Source organism: Enterobacter sp. BIDMC 27 (assembly GCF_000534415.1).
Lineage (GTDB): Bacteria > Pseudomonadota > Gammaproteobacteria > Enterobacterales > Enterobacteriaceae > Enterobacter > Enterobacter hormaechei_C.
In genome coordinates this window covers 3,027,907-3,045,238 of sequence record NZ_KI973178.1, presented here as the reverse complement: position 1 = coordinate 3,045,238, position 17,332 = coordinate 3,027,907, and the positions used below count along the sequence as shown (strand labels likewise).

The 17,332-nt window shown below is 53.1% G+C and carries 15 protein-coding genes; 7 read left to right on the top strand and 8 right to left on the bottom strand.

Annotated features, from left to right (window positions below):
* Positions 1 to 6: 6 nt before the first annotated feature.
* Positions 7 to 372, bottom strand: coding sequence for a hypothetical protein (locus L463_RS08255; protein WP_032104048.1), 366 nt, complete (start codon positions 370 to 372; stop codon positions 7 to 9).
* Positions 373 to 1,004: 632 nt separating this feature from the next.
* Between L463_RS08255 and L463_RS08260 the strand changes: the two genes are divergently transcribed.
* Both L463_RS08260 and L463_RS08265 read left to right on the top strand, forming a co-directional pair.
* Positions 1,005 to 2,267 carry an amino acid permease gene (locus L463_RS08260; protein WP_017384529.1) on the top strand — a complete coding sequence of 421 codons (1,263 nt, stop codon included), beginning with the start codon at positions 1,005 to 1,007 and terminating at the stop codon, positions 2,265 to 2,267.
* Positions 2,268 to 2,354: 87 nt separating this feature from the next.
* Entirely contained in the window at positions 2,355 to 2,594 is a 240-nt protein-coding gene (locus L463_RS08265) for a DinI family protein (RefSeq protein WP_003857390.1), read from the top strand.
* Between the two features lie 320 nt (positions 2,595 to 2,914).
* On the opposite strand, the gene L463_RS0122820 is transcribed toward L463_RS08265, so the two are convergent.
* Together L463_RS0122820 and L463_RS08270 are read right to left on the bottom strand one after the other, a co-directional pair.
* Positions 2,915 to 3,634: a molybdate ABC transporter permease subunit gene (locus L463_RS0122820; protein WP_230075257.1), complete on the bottom strand. Its 720-nt coding sequence runs from the start codon at positions 3,632 to 3,634 to the stop codon at positions 2,915 to 2,917.
* A gap of 41 nt (positions 3,635 to 3,675) precedes the next feature.
* Positions 3,676 to 4,590 (bottom strand): extracellular solute-binding protein, encoded by a 915-nt coding sequence (locus L463_RS08270; RefSeq protein ID WP_032104051.1) that lies wholly within the window; start codon positions 4,588 to 4,590, stop codon positions 3,676 to 3,678.
* Between the two features lie 326 nt (positions 4,591 to 4,916).
* Between L463_RS08270 and L463_RS08275 the strand changes: the two genes are divergently transcribed.
* Positions 4,917 to 5,420 (top strand): DUF1543 domain-containing protein, encoded by a 504-nt coding sequence (locus L463_RS08275; protein WP_017384532.1) that lies wholly within the window; start codon positions 4,917 to 4,919, stop codon positions 5,418 to 5,420.
* Between the two features lie 319 nt (positions 5,421 to 5,739).
* Here the strand turns inward: L463_RS08275 and fhuE are convergent, their stop codons facing one another.
* A complete protein-coding gene (fhuE, locus tag L463_RS08280; protein WP_032104053.1) occupies positions 5,740 to 7,908 on the bottom strand; it encodes a ferric-rhodotorulic acid/ferric-coprogen receptor FhuE in 2,169 nt (722 codons plus the stop codon).
* A gap of 164 nt (positions 7,909 to 8,072) precedes the next feature.
* Here fhuE and L463_RS08285 point away from each other — a divergent pair, with 164 nt between their 5' ends.
* A complete protein-coding gene (locus tag L463_RS08285; protein WP_017694072.1) occupies positions 8,073 to 9,131 on the top strand; it encodes a YncE family protein in 1,059 nt (352 codons plus the stop codon).
* Positions 9,132 to 9,392: 261 nt separating this feature from the next.
* On the opposite strand, the gene dcp is transcribed toward L463_RS08285, so the two are convergent.
* Entirely contained in the window at positions 9,393 to 11,426 is a 2,034-nt protein-coding gene (dcp, locus tag L463_RS08290; RefSeq protein ID WP_032104055.1) for a peptidyl-dipeptidase Dcp, read from the bottom strand.
* A 143-nt stretch (positions 11,427 to 11,569) separates the two neighbouring features.
* On the opposite strand from dcp, the gene ydfG reads away from it, so the two are divergent.
* Together ydfG and L463_RS08300 are read left to right on the top strand one after the other, a co-directional pair.
* On the top strand, positions 11,570 to 12,316 hold the full coding sequence (gene ydfG, locus L463_RS08295) for a bifunctional NADP-dependent 3-hydroxy acid dehydrogenase/3-hydroxypropionate dehydrogenase YdfG (protein WP_022647991.1): 747 nt from the start codon (positions 11,570 to 11,572) through the stop codon (positions 12,314 to 12,316).
* 90 nt (positions 12,317 to 12,406) lie between these two features.
* Positions 12,407 to 13,093, top strand: a complete 687-nt coding sequence (locus tag L463_RS08300) for a GntR family transcriptional regulator (protein ID WP_003857403.1) — start codon at positions 12,407 to 12,409, stop codon at positions 13,091 to 13,093.
* Between the two features lie 35 nt (positions 13,094 to 13,128).
* On the opposite strand, the gene L463_RS08305 is transcribed toward L463_RS08300, so the two are convergent.
* Complete coding sequence (locus L463_RS08305; protein ID WP_032104056.1) at positions 13,129 to 13,560, bottom strand: universal stress protein; 432 nt, start codon at positions 13,558 to 13,560, stop codon at positions 13,129 to 13,131.
* 287 nt (positions 13,561 to 13,847) lie between these two features.
* Between L463_RS08305 and ydfZ the strand changes: the two genes are divergently transcribed.
* Positions 13,848 to 14,051: a putative selenium delivery protein YdfZ gene (gene ydfZ / locus L463_RS08310; protein ID WP_003857405.1), complete on the top strand. Its 204-nt coding sequence runs from the start codon at positions 13,848 to 13,850 to the stop codon at positions 14,049 to 14,051.
* A gap of 44 nt (positions 14,052 to 14,095) precedes the next feature.
* Here ydfZ and L463_RS08315 read toward each other — a convergent pair whose 3' ends face one another.
* Complete coding sequence (locus L463_RS08315; protein WP_032104057.1) at positions 14,096 to 15,559, bottom strand: mannitol dehydrogenase family protein; 1,464 nt, start codon at positions 15,557 to 15,559, stop codon at positions 14,096 to 14,098.
* Between the two features lie 223 nt (positions 15,560 to 15,782).
* Complete coding sequence (locus L463_RS08320; protein WP_015570613.1) at positions 15,783 to 17,321, bottom strand: MFS transporter; 1,539 nt, start codon at positions 17,319 to 17,321, stop codon at positions 15,783 to 15,785.
* Between the last annotated feature and the right edge of the window lie 11 nt (positions 17,322 to 17,332).

Genomic DNA, 17,332 nt, shown 5'->3' with positions numbered 1-17,332 from the left:
GGCTCCTCAGCTTCTGACGGGATGGTTGTAACGAGCGGAATGGCTGCTCAGCATAATCAGACCAATCAGGCCGACCACCATGGCTGCCGTTATGATGTACTGGTGCAGCAGCGCGGCGGCGAAAGCAATACCCGCCAACACCACCAGGGTGACAATAATCAGAAAAACGCGCGCCCCGCGACGCGATGCCGCACGTAACATAAAGGTCAGGATCGCCAGCACTACGCTGGCAATGACCACGCCCAGTGCGCCAATGGTGCCAGTGACGCCGGTAAGCGGCGTCCACCAGGCGTATAGCGCCACCGCGAAGGCTATTATCGCGGTCAGCAGCAGCAAAATGCTGCCGACACGCGAGGATTGAGAATGCAACATACCAGGAAACCCCCTCTAAAATGCAAAATTGACCATTATTAAGGCGTTTTCGTGAATATATACCCCTGCTGCCCGCCGCTATTAAGGGAACGCGACGTGTGGAGCGGCGACCTATTTCACTAAACGTAACTGAGTATAGAAGAGGATTTTCTTATGGGGCGTTTAATAGCAGGCATACGACGTCCTGAACCCCTTCGCCACCATAAAGAGAGCGTTATGTTACAAGACGGTTCGAAAGCTACGAGCGGGTTACGCGATTGTCTACATTCTGTTTTTTAATTTCAGGCATAACGGGATAATTTCACGCCCAATAAAATAATTAAATAAGCCCCCCTTCAATATGATGGCGCCTTATGGTACTTAATAAAACAGGGTGTTTATTCTTTAATTAACAGACGTGCAGGCAGGGAAAGTCAGTCGTTATTTGTTCGTTAATTTAACAAATCCCTTTCTTAATTAACCGCCTGTTAAAGCATCGTCAAAGAATAACGATAGTTATTGCAGGCATACACATAAGGTTTTCGGTATGCAACATCAAACCCCTCCCACCCGTGACGTAATGGCGCAGCGACGACTACAGACAGATAAAAAATAAATAAGTCGTCGCCCCTCTAACAACGCGGTAAAATATGATGAATAAAGCCACAACTCTCTCAGCTAATATTACAACACGCTCTAACTGGCACTGGCAGGATAATATCTGGACGCTGGGCCTTTATGGTACAGCCGTCGGAGCGGGAACACTGTTCCTTCCCGTGGAAATCGGCACCCGTGGTCCGGTTATTTTTCTGGTTATGCTCCTGCTGGGGCTGCCGTTATCCCTGATCCCCCATTTACTCCTTTGTCGTGTATATATGCGTGAAGAGAAGACTGAAAACGGCACGTTGCCGATCTTCGGCTCCTTCTTCAGCGGAAGGGGTGAAAAGCTGATCACCCTGTTCTATTGTGTGACCTTCTTCCCGGTAACCCTGGTTTACGGGGTGGCGCTGATTAATGCGCTGAGTAATTTACTGGTGGAGCATCTGCATATTACCGCCCTCAGCCGTGGGCCATTGTCGTTTATCGTGGTTGCTGCGCTGTATGTGGTGCTTAGCAAGGGCCGGGACAGAGTCGTGGCCATTATGAGCGCACTGGCGCTGCCGTTCGCGGCATCTGTACTGCTGATCGCCGTATCACTTATCCCGGGATGGCATCTGTCTAACCTGACCGATACGGCCGCTGAAATGAACGCCACGCCGCTGCCGGTAACGCTGAAAAATATCTGGCTGACGCTGCCGCTTATTACCTTCTCGTTTTGCTGTGCGCCTATGGTCTCCCCGCTGAGCTCTTACTACCGGGAGAGGAAAGCGGAGGGTGAGAAAAAGGCACTGTTCGTGATCCGTATCGCCTACTTAGCTATCTTCGCCAGTATCCTCTTTTTCGTGCTGAGCTGCGTGCTGGGGATCCCCCATGACAACTTTGTGCGAGCGAAGGCGGAAAACCTGAATGTGCTGTCGGTGATGAAGGGAAACGGTGATTTCAGCCTGATTTACCACATTGCCCCGCTCATCGCTATCATCGGTATGACGAAATCCTTCCTCGGCGTAGGTCTGTCGGTCGCACAAACGTTTGGTCAGTTGGCTGCCAGCGTATCCGGCAAAAAGGCCAACGCCAGCAAGCGGCTGGCCTCTCTGGCGCTGTTCCTGCTGACCTATGGCATTGTTTATGCCAATCCGGATGTGCTCAGCCTGATTGAAATGTTCTGCGGACCACTGATCGCGGTGATCCTGTTCCTTATCCCGGCGTACCTCATATACACCCGCCCCTCGCTGGCAGAGCTTCGCGGCGTGACGGTGTTTTTGGTCGTATTGGGGGGGCTGGCAACGCTTTCTGCATTGCTCTGGACAATGCTTTAGTCTGAACGCCGTTTGACTGTACCCATATACAGTAGTATTTTACGTTCAGGCTGAATCACATGCGTAATATCCATAAGGTAAACAATCATGTTTGTGGAACTGGTTTATGACAAGCGAAACGTACAGGGGCTGGAAGGAGCCAGGGAAATCATCCTGGCCGAGCTGACAAAACGCGTGCACCGGATTTTTCCTGATGCCAGCGTGACGGTTAAGCCAATGCAAGCGAACGGCCTGAACAGCGACGCCAGCAAAAGCGACCGTGAAAAGCTCAACCGCATGCTTGAGGAGATGTTCGAAGAGTCGGACATGTGGTTAATACAAGAGTAACCGGGCGCAAAGCCCGGTTCTGGCTTCGGGAGACAAAGAGCATACAACGTTAACTTTGCGTAATTTCTTCCGCTATCGCGACGTACCGATTTACGCCTCCATGGTTCCCCCAGCATAATCCCACCGATCCGATTGTAAGACATATCCAGCGCGCGCCACATTTTCTTCCTGCCCTGTACTTTCAGTCTGACTGACTGGAGGTTTCTGTGTGTGGCCTTTTATGAAGAATCCGGTTTGGGGTTATTCGAGGTAGCCCGCTGAAATGGAAACGTGAGCAAGCTCATCCGCTATGAACGAGGAACGGACGATCTAAGGGGTGTTCATTTCCTGGCCATTCGTTTGCCAAGAGCAAAGCAGACCATTGGCAGGGGAAGCGTCACTACCAGCAGCATCCATAGCAAAGTATATACTGTGTCCACCCCGTCATTTTGCAGATTGGTATACAGCTTTACCGGTATACCCTGCGGGAAATAAGCAAAGATCATCACGATCCCGAACTCGCCTACCGCGCGAACCCAGGCGAGTGTTACGGCAGAAGCCAGCCCAGGCAATGCCAGGGGTAATGTAAGAAAACGAAAGCGGTTCCAGGGAGAAGCTCCCAACGTTTGTCCCGCTTCAAGAATATTTTGGGGAACAGTGGCAAACGCCGAACGCGACACCACGATAAAATAAGGCAAAGCGCCGTAAACCTGAGCCAGCACAAACGCCGCCGGATTATTTACCAGCGTAGCTCCCAACAGTGAAAGCCAGCGGCCAATCACGCCATAAGGCCCGAAAGCCGAAACCAGCAAAATCCCCATTGCCAGCGGTGGCGTCAGCAGAGGGATCATCACCAGCAGTTCACCGATCAATCGTTTTCGACCCGTGGCTTGTGACAGCCACCATGCCACCGGCATGCCGATAAGAATGATAATTCCGAGTGCCAGCACACCCAGTCCCATAGAGACGGCAATGGCGCTGTCGTCGCGCCAGGCCAGCTTCAGATGATGCCAGGGCGTGACGCTAATCAGCGTGATAAAGGGGATACTTAACAGCAGGATAGCGGGCAGAGATAACCACCCCGCGACCCAGCCCGGTTTTCTTAGCGGGCGTATAAGCTGTCTCCTTTAGGTTCGGCGTAGCCAAACGCTTTGAACAATTTCTGCCCCTCGGCGCTTTGCATGAACGATACGAACTTTTGTCCCTGTTCTACACCATTCGGCGCGTTTTTCAGCACCGCCGCATAGAACACCATTGGTTGAGTGTGCAGAATTTGATCCTGGCCTTTGCTGTCTTTAATGGTAAAACTGACGGTGTCATACCACTGTTTCGTCATCGCCGGGTTGCTGAGGTTTATTTCATCCGGCAGCGCGACATACGGCAAATGCGCTGAGCGAACTTCACTCTCGTATCCCGCTGCTGCATCCACCTGACCGCTTTCCAGACGCGCCAGCAGCCCTCCTTCCTGATGAGTCTGCTGTGGGTTTTGCAGCGAGCCTAAAATTTTATCGGTGATGCCCGGCATGTTGTAATACTTTTCCGCCAGCATCAGGCTAAACACAATATTCTGGCCTTTTGGGTCGACATAAGGATCGGTGCGGCCAAATAAGACATCTTTCTGCGTCAGCAGAGTCAGCCACGAGCCGTCTTTCTTTCTGTTGGCCTGTTCAAACTGCGCTGCATGTTTACCCTCAGGACTGTAAGCGACCACCATGCTGGTACTGGCGACAGGGACCGCCTCATCTATCAGCCCGGCGTCTTTGAGAATTTGCATCGGCCCCGGGGTGATGGAGACAAACACATCAGCCTCAATTTTGTGGCTTGCAAGCAGGCGTGCCATCCCGTATGCACCCTGACCCTGCCCCTGATAGCCGTCGTTATTTGCTCTGGAAAAAGCCGGACCTAACCCCTGGTCCATTACTTTGCCCATGGAACCGGCATAAGTCACCCTGATATCCTTTGCCAGCGCCATGGATGGCATTTGCAGCAGCGCAACCGCCACCAGCACAACCTGCATTCGTTTCCTGGCCATAAACACCCTCTCGTTATGTATTCTTTTATATATCGAATTTTCCAGAAAAATCACCGCAATGACAACCTCCTCAAGCGCGCCGTTGATGCAAGGTTGAATAAAAGGAAATCGGTCTGGGTGGTGCATGGTCGACTTAGTCAGATGTTGTCATCCAATTGTGGGCAATAGTTCATGAAACATGCTGCGTAAACTCCTCGTGGCTTTGCGTAGAAGAATCTTGAACTCATTGTCATCAATGTCTTTTGCACAGTTGTAGCCCAAGTCGCTATATAGTTAAATATATAGCGATTAAAATAACTTCTGAGGGTTGTATGAATTTGTATATGTTTTATGTCGGCGGAAATGCCGGTAAATCCAATATTGAGGTCCACGACATCCAGTTTGTGGCGGCACGTAAGCCCAATGATGCCTGGCCTGCACTGCGTGAAGCATGGTTTGGTGATAGTGATAAAATTCATATAGACGGCTATAGCCGTATCACGTGGGCCGACGGATACTCTGTCACGCTTTCCCCGGAGCCGCCCCAGACTACGAAGAGATTATTTTTCGTCAATGCGGGTGGTTACAGGCCGGATACGCTTGCAGAACTGCACGAATATGATCTGTTCGTCGCCGAAAATGCCCGGCAGGCTAAGGAGAAAGCATTACTAACTCTACTTTGCGGTGTCGATCAACAACATAAGGATAATTTAAAAGAGGTTGATGATTGCCTGTTGCTTGAAAAGGTTGGAGGGTTGTTTATTCATCTGACACCCTGCGATACAGGGCATCGCGATCTTCCAGAGTGGCAGGGATATTTACCGATAGGCGCATGAAACTGCAAAAAGAGACGCATTGCTTCAGGATGAAACAGGTCCCCTTTTAGTATTGCTCAGGATGCCCCTCGAGTCTGAGGGCGTCCTGTTCATTGAATATTTACACTTTTGCGTCTGGCTGTTTTACTGCATATCCAACATACGTCTTCTTTAACTGGCCCAATGTTTCCGGCACCAGGCTCGTCCCCCGTTCAAACCGGCACATTATTCGTTACCAGGATGGCAATGGCATGGCGGCCATCGCCGTGTCGTTGCCGCTGGTGGGGCCGAAGCGCATTTCGGAACAGGTGATGGCCAGGATAGCGATAAGCTGATTAGATCAGAATGTGTAACTCATGCTTACCGAGACGCTACGCGGTTCGCCATAGACGGCAGAGTCATCAAGGTATGAGTAGTATTCGCGGTCGAACAGGTTACGAACGTTTGCCTGCACCGCCAGCTGTTTCGTCAGCTGATACTGCGCGAACAAGTCGACGAGCGGATAGCTGCCCTGATATAGGCGCTGCGTCTCGCCGTCCGGACCGGTGACATCTTTGTACACCTGATTCTGCCAGTTCACGCCGCCGCCTAGGGTCAGATCCGGAAGCGCCGGGACGCGGTAACGGCTGAACACCTTAAGCTGCGTCTGCGGCGCGAAGCTGTTGAAGCGGCCATCTGAATCACGGGCAACATAGCGGGTCGCGCTGAAGGTAAGCTGTAGATTGTCGGTAACGGCACCGTTCACCTCAAATTCCGCCCCTTTGCTCACTGCGCCTTTGGTTGCGCGATAAGCTTGTTCGCTGGATCCATTAACGAATACCCCGCTGATTTCCTCCCCCGCGTTCTCCTGTTCTATGCGGAATACGGCAACGTTGGTGGTCAGTCGACCGTCCATCCAGTCTGCCTTCAGGCCGGTTTCATAATTTTTACCGGTGACGGGAGAGAGCCATGCACCCTCTTTCGTGCGTTTGGTTTGCGGGGCAAAAATTGAGGTATAGCTGGCGTAAGCGGAAAGGCTGTCGTTGATGTCATACACCAGCCCGCCGTAAGGGGTGGTGTTGTATTTACGCATATCGCCGCTGCTGCCATCTGAGCTGTACTGGGTATAACGTGCGCCAACGATTAGCGACAACGGATCCGCCAGCGACAGGCGTGCCGCCGTATACGCCGATTTTTGCCGCACGATATCATCCGCATTTTGATACCAGTCGCCCCACTCCGGCTCGGCCACGCTGCCGTCCCAGCTGTTGTTGAAGATGCCAATCTGAGCACTGTCCATTGGCCCGTCTTTGCTGAAGGTAGCATTGTGCTGTCGGCTATAGTTGGCTCCGGCCATCAGCTGATGTTGACGCCCGAGAAGTTCAAAAGGCCCGCTGGCGTAGGCATCAAAGGCGTCCAGAGTGCGCTTGCCGCGATCCTTACTACCCCAGCCTGATGCGCCTTCTCCGGTGGTGGCGTCCGGATTGCCCATCACATAAAGCAGGGTATCATTGAACGTTTGCTCGCCGTGGGTTCCATTGAAACGCACCGACCAGCCGTTATCCCAGTTATGGGTGAGGTTAGCAAAAACTTTACGCGACTCAACGGAGTATCCCGTCCAGTCTGCCGAGGTATTGACGTTGCGATCGTAATGGGTACGGCTGCCGTTACTGTACAGGCTGGGTAATCCGCCCCAGGTCGGGTTGGCTGTGTTTGTTTGCTGATAGTCCCAGCCCAGCGAGGCCGTCGTGTGTTCCGTTACGTCGCCTTCAATGACGCCATAGAGAAATTTCTTGCGCTTGCCATATCTGTCAAGCCAGCTGTCCTGATCCTGATAACCTGCCACGACGCGCCCACGCAGGCTGCCATCGGAATTGAGGGGCGCGGAGATGTCGCCCACATAACGCTGTTTGTTCCAGCTTCCGTAACTTGCGCTGACGTTGCCCCTGAAGGTTTTACTGTCGGCACGTTTACGCACCATGTTCACCGTTGCTCCCGGATCGCCAGCGCCGGTCATCAGGCCGTTTGCGCCACGCACAATCTCTATACGATCATAAATGGCAGTATCTTCCTGCGCATCGCCAAAGTTCCACGCGTCGCCCATTGATGTGGGGATCTCATCGTAGGCGAAATTGGTGATTTCAAAGCCGCGGGAAAAGTAGCTGGAACGCTCGCTATCAACCTGCTGCGACGAAACGCCGGTGGCATTGGTAAGTACCTGGTCAATGGTTTGCAGGTCTTGATCCTGCATACGCTGGCGCGTCACGACGCTGACTGACTGGGGGATATCGCGCGGGGTCAGCAGCATTTTGGTGCCTGAACGCGTGGTTTTTACCGCATAATCCTGCTGCGAGTCGGCGCTCCCGTTCCCGTCACCGTAGACAACCATCTCTTGTTCTTGCGTATTTTCATCCGCCTGTGCCGGGTGCATGACGGCGGACATTGCCAGCGCAAGCAGTGAAAGTGAGAAGGAAGCAGGAATTAACCCTGCGGGCGCTTTCGCGCGATTAGCCCTGCCTTTAAAAATCATCATGTTACCTGTCTGTTGTTGTCGTTATGTGCAAATCATTCATCCAAATAAGAATGGAAATGATAATTATTTGCTTTATTATGCACAGGTAATTTTGTAAGTTAAATGTAAATAAATGTATATTTATCAAAATCAGCGCGGCTCGCGCATGACAGGAACAAAAAATGAACACATTCCATTGGCTAAAAGGAAAGACATGGGGCTTAAGCATTCTTACCGCGGCGTTAACCCTGAGCGCAACGGCGTCAGCAGCCCTCCCGGGTTCGGCTGAGCTCAAGCAGCGCGAACTCGCTGACGGTCTGTATGAGATGGTTTACTCCCCAACGGCAAACGCGTTGTACGTTGCGAGCGCACAGAGTTTCAAAAACGTCAACGGCGGGGTGCTCTATAAACTGGATCCCACAACGCTTGCCACGCAAGGTGAAACCCACACCGACCTGAAAAACTTCGGCATGGCAGCGGACGATAATGGCAAGGTCTACTACACCACCAACACCCTTGATGGCGGGGTATCGAAAGTGGACGTGCAAAGCGGCAAGGTGCTACAGCGCCTGATGTTTGAAGGCAAAGACAAGGATGGCGACCCGGTTGGTGCGCGTGAAATCCTCTTCCACAAGGGACAACTGTTTATCGGCGGCGTTGCCGACCCTGGGTTTATCTCCGTGGTTGATGCCAACACCATGACGCTAAAAGCCCGAATCGAAAATGCCGGGAAATGGGTGACGGGGATTATTTATTCGCCGCTGACAGACCGCCTTTATGCCGCCAATGGCGGCGGTGAAATTCTGGTGATTAACCCGGAGACGTATAAAATCGAACAGCGCTGGACGCCGGGAGATAAAAAAGCGTATTTGTTCCTGAATATGGCAGAAGATCCGGCCACCGGGCGCCTGTTCGTGACTGATGATTCAAAAGCCAAAACCACACTGGTATTTGATGAGCGCAGCGGGAAAGTTATCAAGCGTCTTAAAGGCGATGCGCTGGGAATAAAGTTTAACGCTGAGCGCAACGAAATTTTCATCACTCAGCGCGAATCCAGGAAGGTGTTGCAGCTTGACGCCGGGAGCTATGCTGTGAAAAACAGCTGGACGTTCACCAGCCATCCCAACAGTCTTCTGGTAACACCGGACGGTAAAACGTTATACGTAACCGTGAAGCAGGACTTCAATGACGACAACACGACGAAAGGCCCGGATAGTGTGGTTCGTATTTCATTAAATTAAACAATATACAGCCATCCTGTGAGGGATGGCTGACTTATAAACGTGGACGCTGAAGCAGTATCTTTAGTCCGGCCAACGGATAAAGCCGAGTTAAAGCGCCAGATGTTCTAAAGTCGCGGGGATCCTTACTGGGTAAAAGTAAAGGTGTAGCTACGTGAAGCTGACCCCTATCCTCCTGCAAATTTCGCAGAATTAAGGATTCATTTTGGGAAAGAAAAAACCGGGCCTCGCGCCCGGTTCTGTTCCCACACTAAATAAGCCTTACGCACTCAATCCGCGATTCTCCAGCATCGGTTCGATCTTCGGATCGTGCCCGCGCCAGTTCCGGTAAAGTTCAGCTAAATCAGTGCTGTTGCCGCGGGACAAAATCGCCTCGCGGAATTTCTGTCCGTTTTCGCTCGTCAAACCGCCCTGCTCGACAAACCACTGATATCCATCGTCCGCCAGCATCTGCGTCCAGAGATAGGCGTAATACCCTGCCGCGTAGCCGCCGCCGAAGATATGGGCGAAATAGCTGCTGCGATAGCGCGGTGGTACGGCTGGAAGATCCAACCCCTCTTTTTTCAACGCGGCGGCTTCAAAGGCTTCCACGTCTTCAACGGGCTCCTGAATGCCGTGCCAGTTCATATCCAGCAGCGCGGCGCTCAATAGCTCCGTCATGTCATAACCCTTATTAAACTGGGTCGCATTGAGCATTTTTTCCCGCAGCGCATCCGGCATCGGTTCGCCTGTTTGATAGTGACGAGCAAAGTGCGCAAACACCTGCGGATGGCTGGCCCAGTGTTCATTGATTTGCGAAGGAAATTCAACGAAATCACGTGGCGTGTTGGTGCCTGAAAGCGTGGCATAGCGCTGGCTGGCAAACAGGCCATGCAGGGTATGGCCAAACTCGTGGAACAGGGTAATCACATCATCCCAGGAGATCAGCGCGGTCTGCCCGTTCGCCGGTTTTTGATAGTTGCAGACGTTATAAATCACCGGACGCGCGGCAAACTCATAAGACTGCTCAACAAAATTCCCCATCCACGCGCCGCCCACTTTGGAATCACGCGCGAAAAAGTCGCCGTAGAACAGCGCCATGCCTTCACCCGTGTGGTCGAAAATCTCCCACACGCGAACATCCGGGTGGTAAACCGGAATATCAAAACGCTCGACAAAGCGGATACCGAACAGCTGCGTGGCGGTCCAGAATACGCCATCTTCCAGCACGGTATTGAGTGCGAAATAGGGTTTGATCTGCGACTCATCCAGCGCGTATTTCGCTGAGCGCACGCGTTCGGCATAAAACGCCCAGTCCCAGGCCTGTACCGTAAAACCACCCTGCTCGTCGTCGATGACCTTCTGAATATCCGCCTGCTCCAGCGCGGCCCTGCCGCGTGCCGCAGGAACTATCCCGCGCATGAATTCGAGCGCGGCTTCCGGCGTTTTCGCCATCTGATCGGCAATGCTCCAGCTCGCATAGTTGTCAAAGCCGAGCAGCTGCGCCTGTCTTGCCCGTAACCCGGTAAGCCGACGGATCAGCTCGCGCGTATCGTTTTCGTCGCCTTTCTGAGTGCGTTCCCAGCCCGCGCTGAACAACTTTTTACGGGTCTCGCGCAACGACAGCGCCGCCAGCGCGGGCTGTTGCGTGGTATTCAAAAGCGGGATCAGCCAGCGATCCGTCAGCCCTTTTTCTGCGGCAGCGTGAGCCGCGGCAGCCACCTCCTCCGCACTGAGCCCGTCAAGCTGGTGAACATCGTCCACCACCAGCCCTCCCGCCTTGTTCGCCGCCAGCAGGCGCTGGTTGAACTGGCTGGTCAGGGTGGCGGCTTCGGTATTCAGGGCTTTCAGCTCGGCTTTTTCATCGGCATTCAGACGCGCGCCAGCAAGAACAAAGTGCTGATACATCTCCTCCGTCAGTCGTCGGGATTCGGCATCCAGCGCCTCGCGATCCTGCCAGACGGCTTCCACGCGGGCGAAAAGCGTATCGTTTAGCCAGATATCGTTCGCCAGCCCGGCCAGTTCGGTGGAGAACTGCTCGTCCAGTGCCTGAAGATCATCGTTGGTGTGTGCGGACGTCATGGCGAAGAACACGCTGCTCACGCGCGACAGCATGGCCCCGCTCTTTTCCAGCGCCAGCACGGTATTGTCGAAGTCCGGCGCGGCGCGCTGCGCGATAATCGCGTCAATGTCTGCACGCTTCAGGCGCATTGCTTCATCAAATGCCGGACGATAATGGCTGTCGTTAATCGCATCAAAACGTGGCGCCTGATAAGGCAACAGGCTAATTTCAAAAAAAGGATTGTTGACCGACATCGTTTACTCCTGAGCACGGTATTTCTCCCCAGAGTAGGCCAGCCTGCGCCGGCCTGCAATGGCGTCATACAAATGTTGCCTTAACGACGTGCCGGAGAGCGTGCTATGTTAGTACAACACAAAAAGCGTTGAGGAACAGTGAGATGATTATTTTAGTTACCGGGGCGACAGCGGGTTTTGGTGAAAGCATCACGCGTCGCTTCGTCGCCAACGGACACAAAGTGATTGCAACAGGGCGTCGTCAGGAGCGTTTGCAGGAGCTAAAAGACGAGCTGGGTGACAGCATTCTGACCGCGCAGCTGGACGTCCGCAACCGCGCCGCCATCGAAGAGATGATTGCCAACCTGCCTGCCGAATGGCGTGAAATTGACGTGCTGGTCAATAACGCTGGCCTGGCGCTGGGCATGGAGCCTGCCCACAAAGCCAGCGTGGAAGACTGGGAAAACATGATCGACACCAACAACAAAGGGCTGGTGTACATGACCCGCGCCGTGCTGCCGGGCATGGTTGAACGTAACCGTGGCCATATCATTAACATCGGTTCCACCGCCGGAAGCTGGCCTTACGCGGGCGGCAACGTCTATGGCGCGACCAAAGCCTTTGTCCGCCAGTTCAGCCTGAACCTGCGCACCGACCTGCACGGAACCGCGATCCGCGTGACCGATGTTGAACCGGGTCTGGTAGGCGGAACTGAATTCTCCAACGTGCGTTTCAAAGGCGACGACGCGAAAGCGGATAAAACCTATGAAAACGCGAATGCGCTGACGCCGGAAGATATCACCGAAACCGTCTGGTGGGTCGCGACCCTGCCGAAGCACGTCAACATCAATACGGTTGAGATGATGCCCGTCAGCCAGACCTATGCCGGACTCAGCGTGCATCGCGGTTAATTTACCCTGCCCGGCCTGCGGGCCGGGTATGTGATGGCAGGGAAAAGAATGGTAGTATGTTCAGGTTAACTCTCTGAGAAATCACAACCCATGGCCGCTGAATCGCAACTTAATCCTACCCAGCCCGTTAATCAGCAAATATATCGCATCTTACGCCGTGATATTGTTCGCTGCCTGATCCCACCGGGAACGCCACTCTCAGAAAAAGAGGTTTCGGTACGTTTTGACGTTTCCCGTCAGCCCGTACGTGAGGCGTTTATTAAGCTCGCAGAAAACGGCCTTATTCAGATCCGCCCTCAGCGCGGCAGCTATGTAAATAAAATTTCGCTTTCGCAGGTACGGAATGGCTGTTTTGTTCGCCAGGCCATCGAGTGCGCCGTGGTGCGTCGCGCCGCGTCGCTCATCAACGATAACCAGTGCTACCTGCTGGAGCAAAACCTGCATCAGCAACGAATCGCCATCGACCGCAAACAGTTAAACGACTTTTTCCAGCTGGACGACGAGTTCCACCAGAAACTGGCGCAGATCGCCGAGTGCCAGCTCGCGTGGGATACCGTCGAAAACATCAAAGCTACCATCGACCGCGTGCGCTACATGAGCCTCGACCATGTTTCTCCGCCAGAGATGTTGCTGCGCCAGCATCATGATATTTTCAGCGCGCTGGAAAAACGCGACGTGGAAGCCGTAGATAAAGCGATGACGCTTCACCTTCAGGAAATTAGTGAGTCAGTTCAGTTAATTCGCCAGGAAAACCGCGAGTGGTTCAGCGAAGAATAAAACCTCGCCGCCCCCTTTCGGTTGCGGCGAAGTAATTAGCGGACCACTAATACCGGAATAGTGGCGTAGCGCAGGATAGTTTCAGCATTCGAACCCAGCAGATGGGTTGTAATGCTCGGATTTTTTGATCCGATAACAATGACATCATATTTCCCCTCTTTGCTGAGCTTGATGATTTCATCGCGTACGTTGCCGAAGCGAACTTCACAGTCAATATTGTCCGGGGACATATCAAAGAGCCGTTTCAGCGCCTTCATCTTCTTATCAGACTCGGCGGTCATATACTCTTCGAACTTCTTAATATCGGCATTGAACCCCCGCAGTAACGAACGGCTGCTGTTCGGGAGAATGTTGACCAGGGTGATCGTCGCGCCTTCCGTCTTCGCGAGGTTGACCGCGTGGCGTACCGCTTTATCGCTCAAATCCATTTCAAACACGTCAACAGGCATCAAAATTTTCTTATACATAAGCCTGACTCCTTTTCCGATGAAGGGTTATTTTCTGCCTCCAGAATGACATTGTGGATATAAACAAAGCCTAAACACTTGCACCCGGAAACTATCAATTAAGGAAAATAACTGTCCGCTTTGTAAAGTGGTGTCCTGAACCGTCAACGCCTGCATGAAATAAGAAAAAAGTGTGAGCTTGATCAAAAGCAAATAATTTCGTTAAAGAGAGGCGTATTAATAGTGCCCCGTGAACGGCAGCCGTTGAATTAGCGCCGTAACGGATAAGTACGAGAGGAGAAAATACCATGATGACATACGACCGTAACCGAAATGCAATCACCACTGGCAGCCGCGTCATGATTAGCGGCACAGGCCAGTTCGGCGTGATTAAAGCGATCCACAGCGACGGCCTTAATGCCGAGCAGGTGCGTCGTGGTAAAACGGTTGAAGTCGAAGGATGCGAAGGTAAGTTCGAACCGATTGAGCTGATTCGCCTGGGGATGCACTAAGCTGCGCCCCGACATGCCGCCGCGGACGGCGGCATGTCATCGCGTTAAAGCCGGGAGGCGTACTCAGCAACCGTGGCCTTCGCGCCTTTTTGCAGCAACGTTTGATAGGCCTGCATGACCGCAGCCACAAACACCGCGTCCTTCGGCAGCTCGTTACCGAAAATAGCCTCAATGCCCAACAGCGCGCTAACGCGGCTTTCGTCTTCAGCGCTACCGTTTACCGCCGCCTGAATCACCGCCAGCTGCGGATCGCTCACCTCAATCGCGTTACCCTGCTCATCCACACCGCCGACATAACGCATCCAGCCCGCAACACCGAGGGCCAGCAGCGGGAAGGGTTTCTGGTGGACAAGGTGCCAGCGCACGGAATCGAGCATCCGCTGCGGCAATTTCTGGCTACCGTCCATGGCGATTTGCCAGGTGCGGTGGCGCAGGGCCGGATTGCTGTAACGTGCGATCAGCAGGTCGGCATAGTGAGCTAAATCCACCCCCTTCACTTTCAGCGTCGGCGCCTGCTCTTTCAGCATCAGCGCATGCGCGGCTGCGCGATAATGTTCATCTTCCATGCAGTCGTTAATGTGCTGATAACCGGCCAGGTAGCCGAGATAGGCCAGGAACGAGTGGCTGCCGTTAAGCATACGCAGCTTCATCTCTTCAAACGGAATGACATCAGAAACCAGTTCCGCACCGGCCTTTTCCCACTGTGGACGTCCGGCGACGAAATTATCTTCAACCACCCACTGGCGGAACGGCTCGCAGGCGACACCTGCCGGATCGCGTACGCCGGTCAGCTGTTCAATTTTATCCAGCGTTTCAGCCGTGACGGCGGGCACAATACGGTCCACCATGGTTGACGGGAAGGTGACGTTCGCTTCAATCCAGTCGGCCAGTTCGCCGTCAACAGCGCGCGCGTAGGCGCAGGTGACATTGCGCATCACGTGGCCGTTTTCCGGCATGTTATCGCATGACATCACGCTGAATGCTGGCAGCCCCGCCGCCTTACGCCGCGCCAGCGCTTCAACCACTACGCCTGGCGCAGATTTCGGCTGATGGGGGTTTTGCAGGTCGGCAACGATTAACGGATGATCGAACATCAGTTGTCCGGTTGCCGGGGAGTGGCAATACCCTTTCTCGGTGATGGTCAGGGAAACAATGGCGACCTGCGGATCGCACAGCGCCGCCAGCACGGTTTCAAGGCCGTCGACCTGCGCATGCAGCGCATTTTTGACGACGCCGACCACGCGCGCCGTCCACGCATCGGCAGACATCTCTGCTACGGTATAAAGATTATCCTGTGCCTTCAGATCGGCGATCTGCTGTTCGCCGCCAATCAGGTTAACTTCGCAGTAACCCCAGTCGCTGCCCTGTTCTGCGGCGAGTATATCGGTGTACACCGCCTGGTGCGCACGGTGAAACGCGCCAAACCCTAAATGAACAATGCGTGCCTTGAGGCTGTCGCGATCGTACTGAGGACGCGTTGCCTTCGCCTGTAATAAACGGTTTTCCATGATTGAGACTCGTTAATTATGAACGCTGAGATCCGCAGCCGCTCTGGTGACAGTGCGGCTGCGCCGGTTGACTAAACCAACTAGAATGGCAGTGTCATTACTTTATCCTGCCGATCACAATACTGGTTATGCTGCCATGAACATTGATTTACATTAACTTTCGGCCAAGTGGTGTGATATAAAAATCAAGTTGTGTGACATCTGGCAAAAGATATAAACCAGCTCATACAGGGGTGCGCACCGTCTGCTCGCCGGACCGGACCGTCGGCTCACGCCACAACCTGTCGTAGGAATAGCCTGTTAAATCTTCCACGACCCGGCGAGCTTCGGCGGATACGCGTTGGGGAGAGCCGTTGGCTTTCAGGCGATCCAGCTCATCCACAAAGATTTTGTGCGTACGCTTGTTCAGGTTAAATGTCAGAGCCTGCCACAGGGCCAGGATAAGCAAGGCAGCAGTGCCGATGAACATCAGCATTGCGATGGTGTGGATGGCTTCGGTTGGCTGCGTCTGGCTCCCTTTTACAAATCCGCCGCTTTGTAACAGGAGACCCACAATAAAGGTGGCAATAGCGACCGTGGTTTTTCGGGAGAATGTCATTACCGCGGCAAACAGTCCCTCACGACGCTGACGGCTGACCATTTCATCGATATCTGGAATGAACGGGAACACGTTCCACGGTGTAAACTCAAGGACGCAGCGCCCCACCTGATACACCCCGGCCAGAATGACCAGCGTCGCGACGGTATTCAACGCAGGGATCTGGTACACGGCAAAGAAGCCCCCCAAACAGAGCAACATCAGTGAATAGGCAAATACATATAGCTTTGATGGCCCATATCTGATGATCCCTATACCCGCAATTAACGTGACGGGCAGCCCCACAATACTCATCGACAGCAGCGTGCCTGCCAGTGAGGAAGAGACATTCAGACAGTAGACGCAGAAAAATACAAATACCGTGTTGTAGACATCTTTGCCGGTAAACGACAGCAGATAGATGGCGAGATGTTTCCTGAAGGCCCGGATTTTCAGGGTGGAACCATACTCCTTAAAAAGTCGTCCAAAGGCAGCCAGCTTCTCTCCTGCTGTTTGTGGGCGTGTGTTTTTTTCCAACCCGGAGAGCATTTCCGGCGTCAACTCGCGTTCCCAGGTCACTTTCCACGAGATGAATACACATACCATAAACAGTACAGCAAAAATAACGCCGTTTATGAGGTAGGCATGGGCGCTGTTTTCCCCGAAATAGCCGATCAGTAATCCGGGAATAAATGTCGCCAGAAACGTCCCGGACGCTGAAAGAAACATGCGACAGGTAGAGAGTTTGGTCCGCTGGTTAAAGTCTTTTGTCATTTCTGACGGTAACGTTTCCCACGGGATCAGTACCATTGCAGCAATAATTTCAAATGCTAGATAGACGGCGAGATAAAAACCGTATGTCATGCCATCAAGCCACAGCAATGCATAGACCAGCATCAACGGTGCACCGATCAGCAAAAAGAAACGTCGGCGACCAAATTTTTTACCAAAATAGTTTTTGTAAAAATGGTCAGTGAAACTTCCCATAAACAAACTAACGATAGCATCGACAATGCGCGCTATAGCAACAATAGACGCCGCTTCAACCGGTGACAACCCAACAAATGTCGTATAGAAGAATAATAACCAGGCGCCGATAACGGTAAAGGCACCGCCGCCCATAATATCCGTTAGTCCGTAGCCGATACTAACCGGAATAGTAATTTTTTTTGCAGTACGAGACATGTTCCATCCCC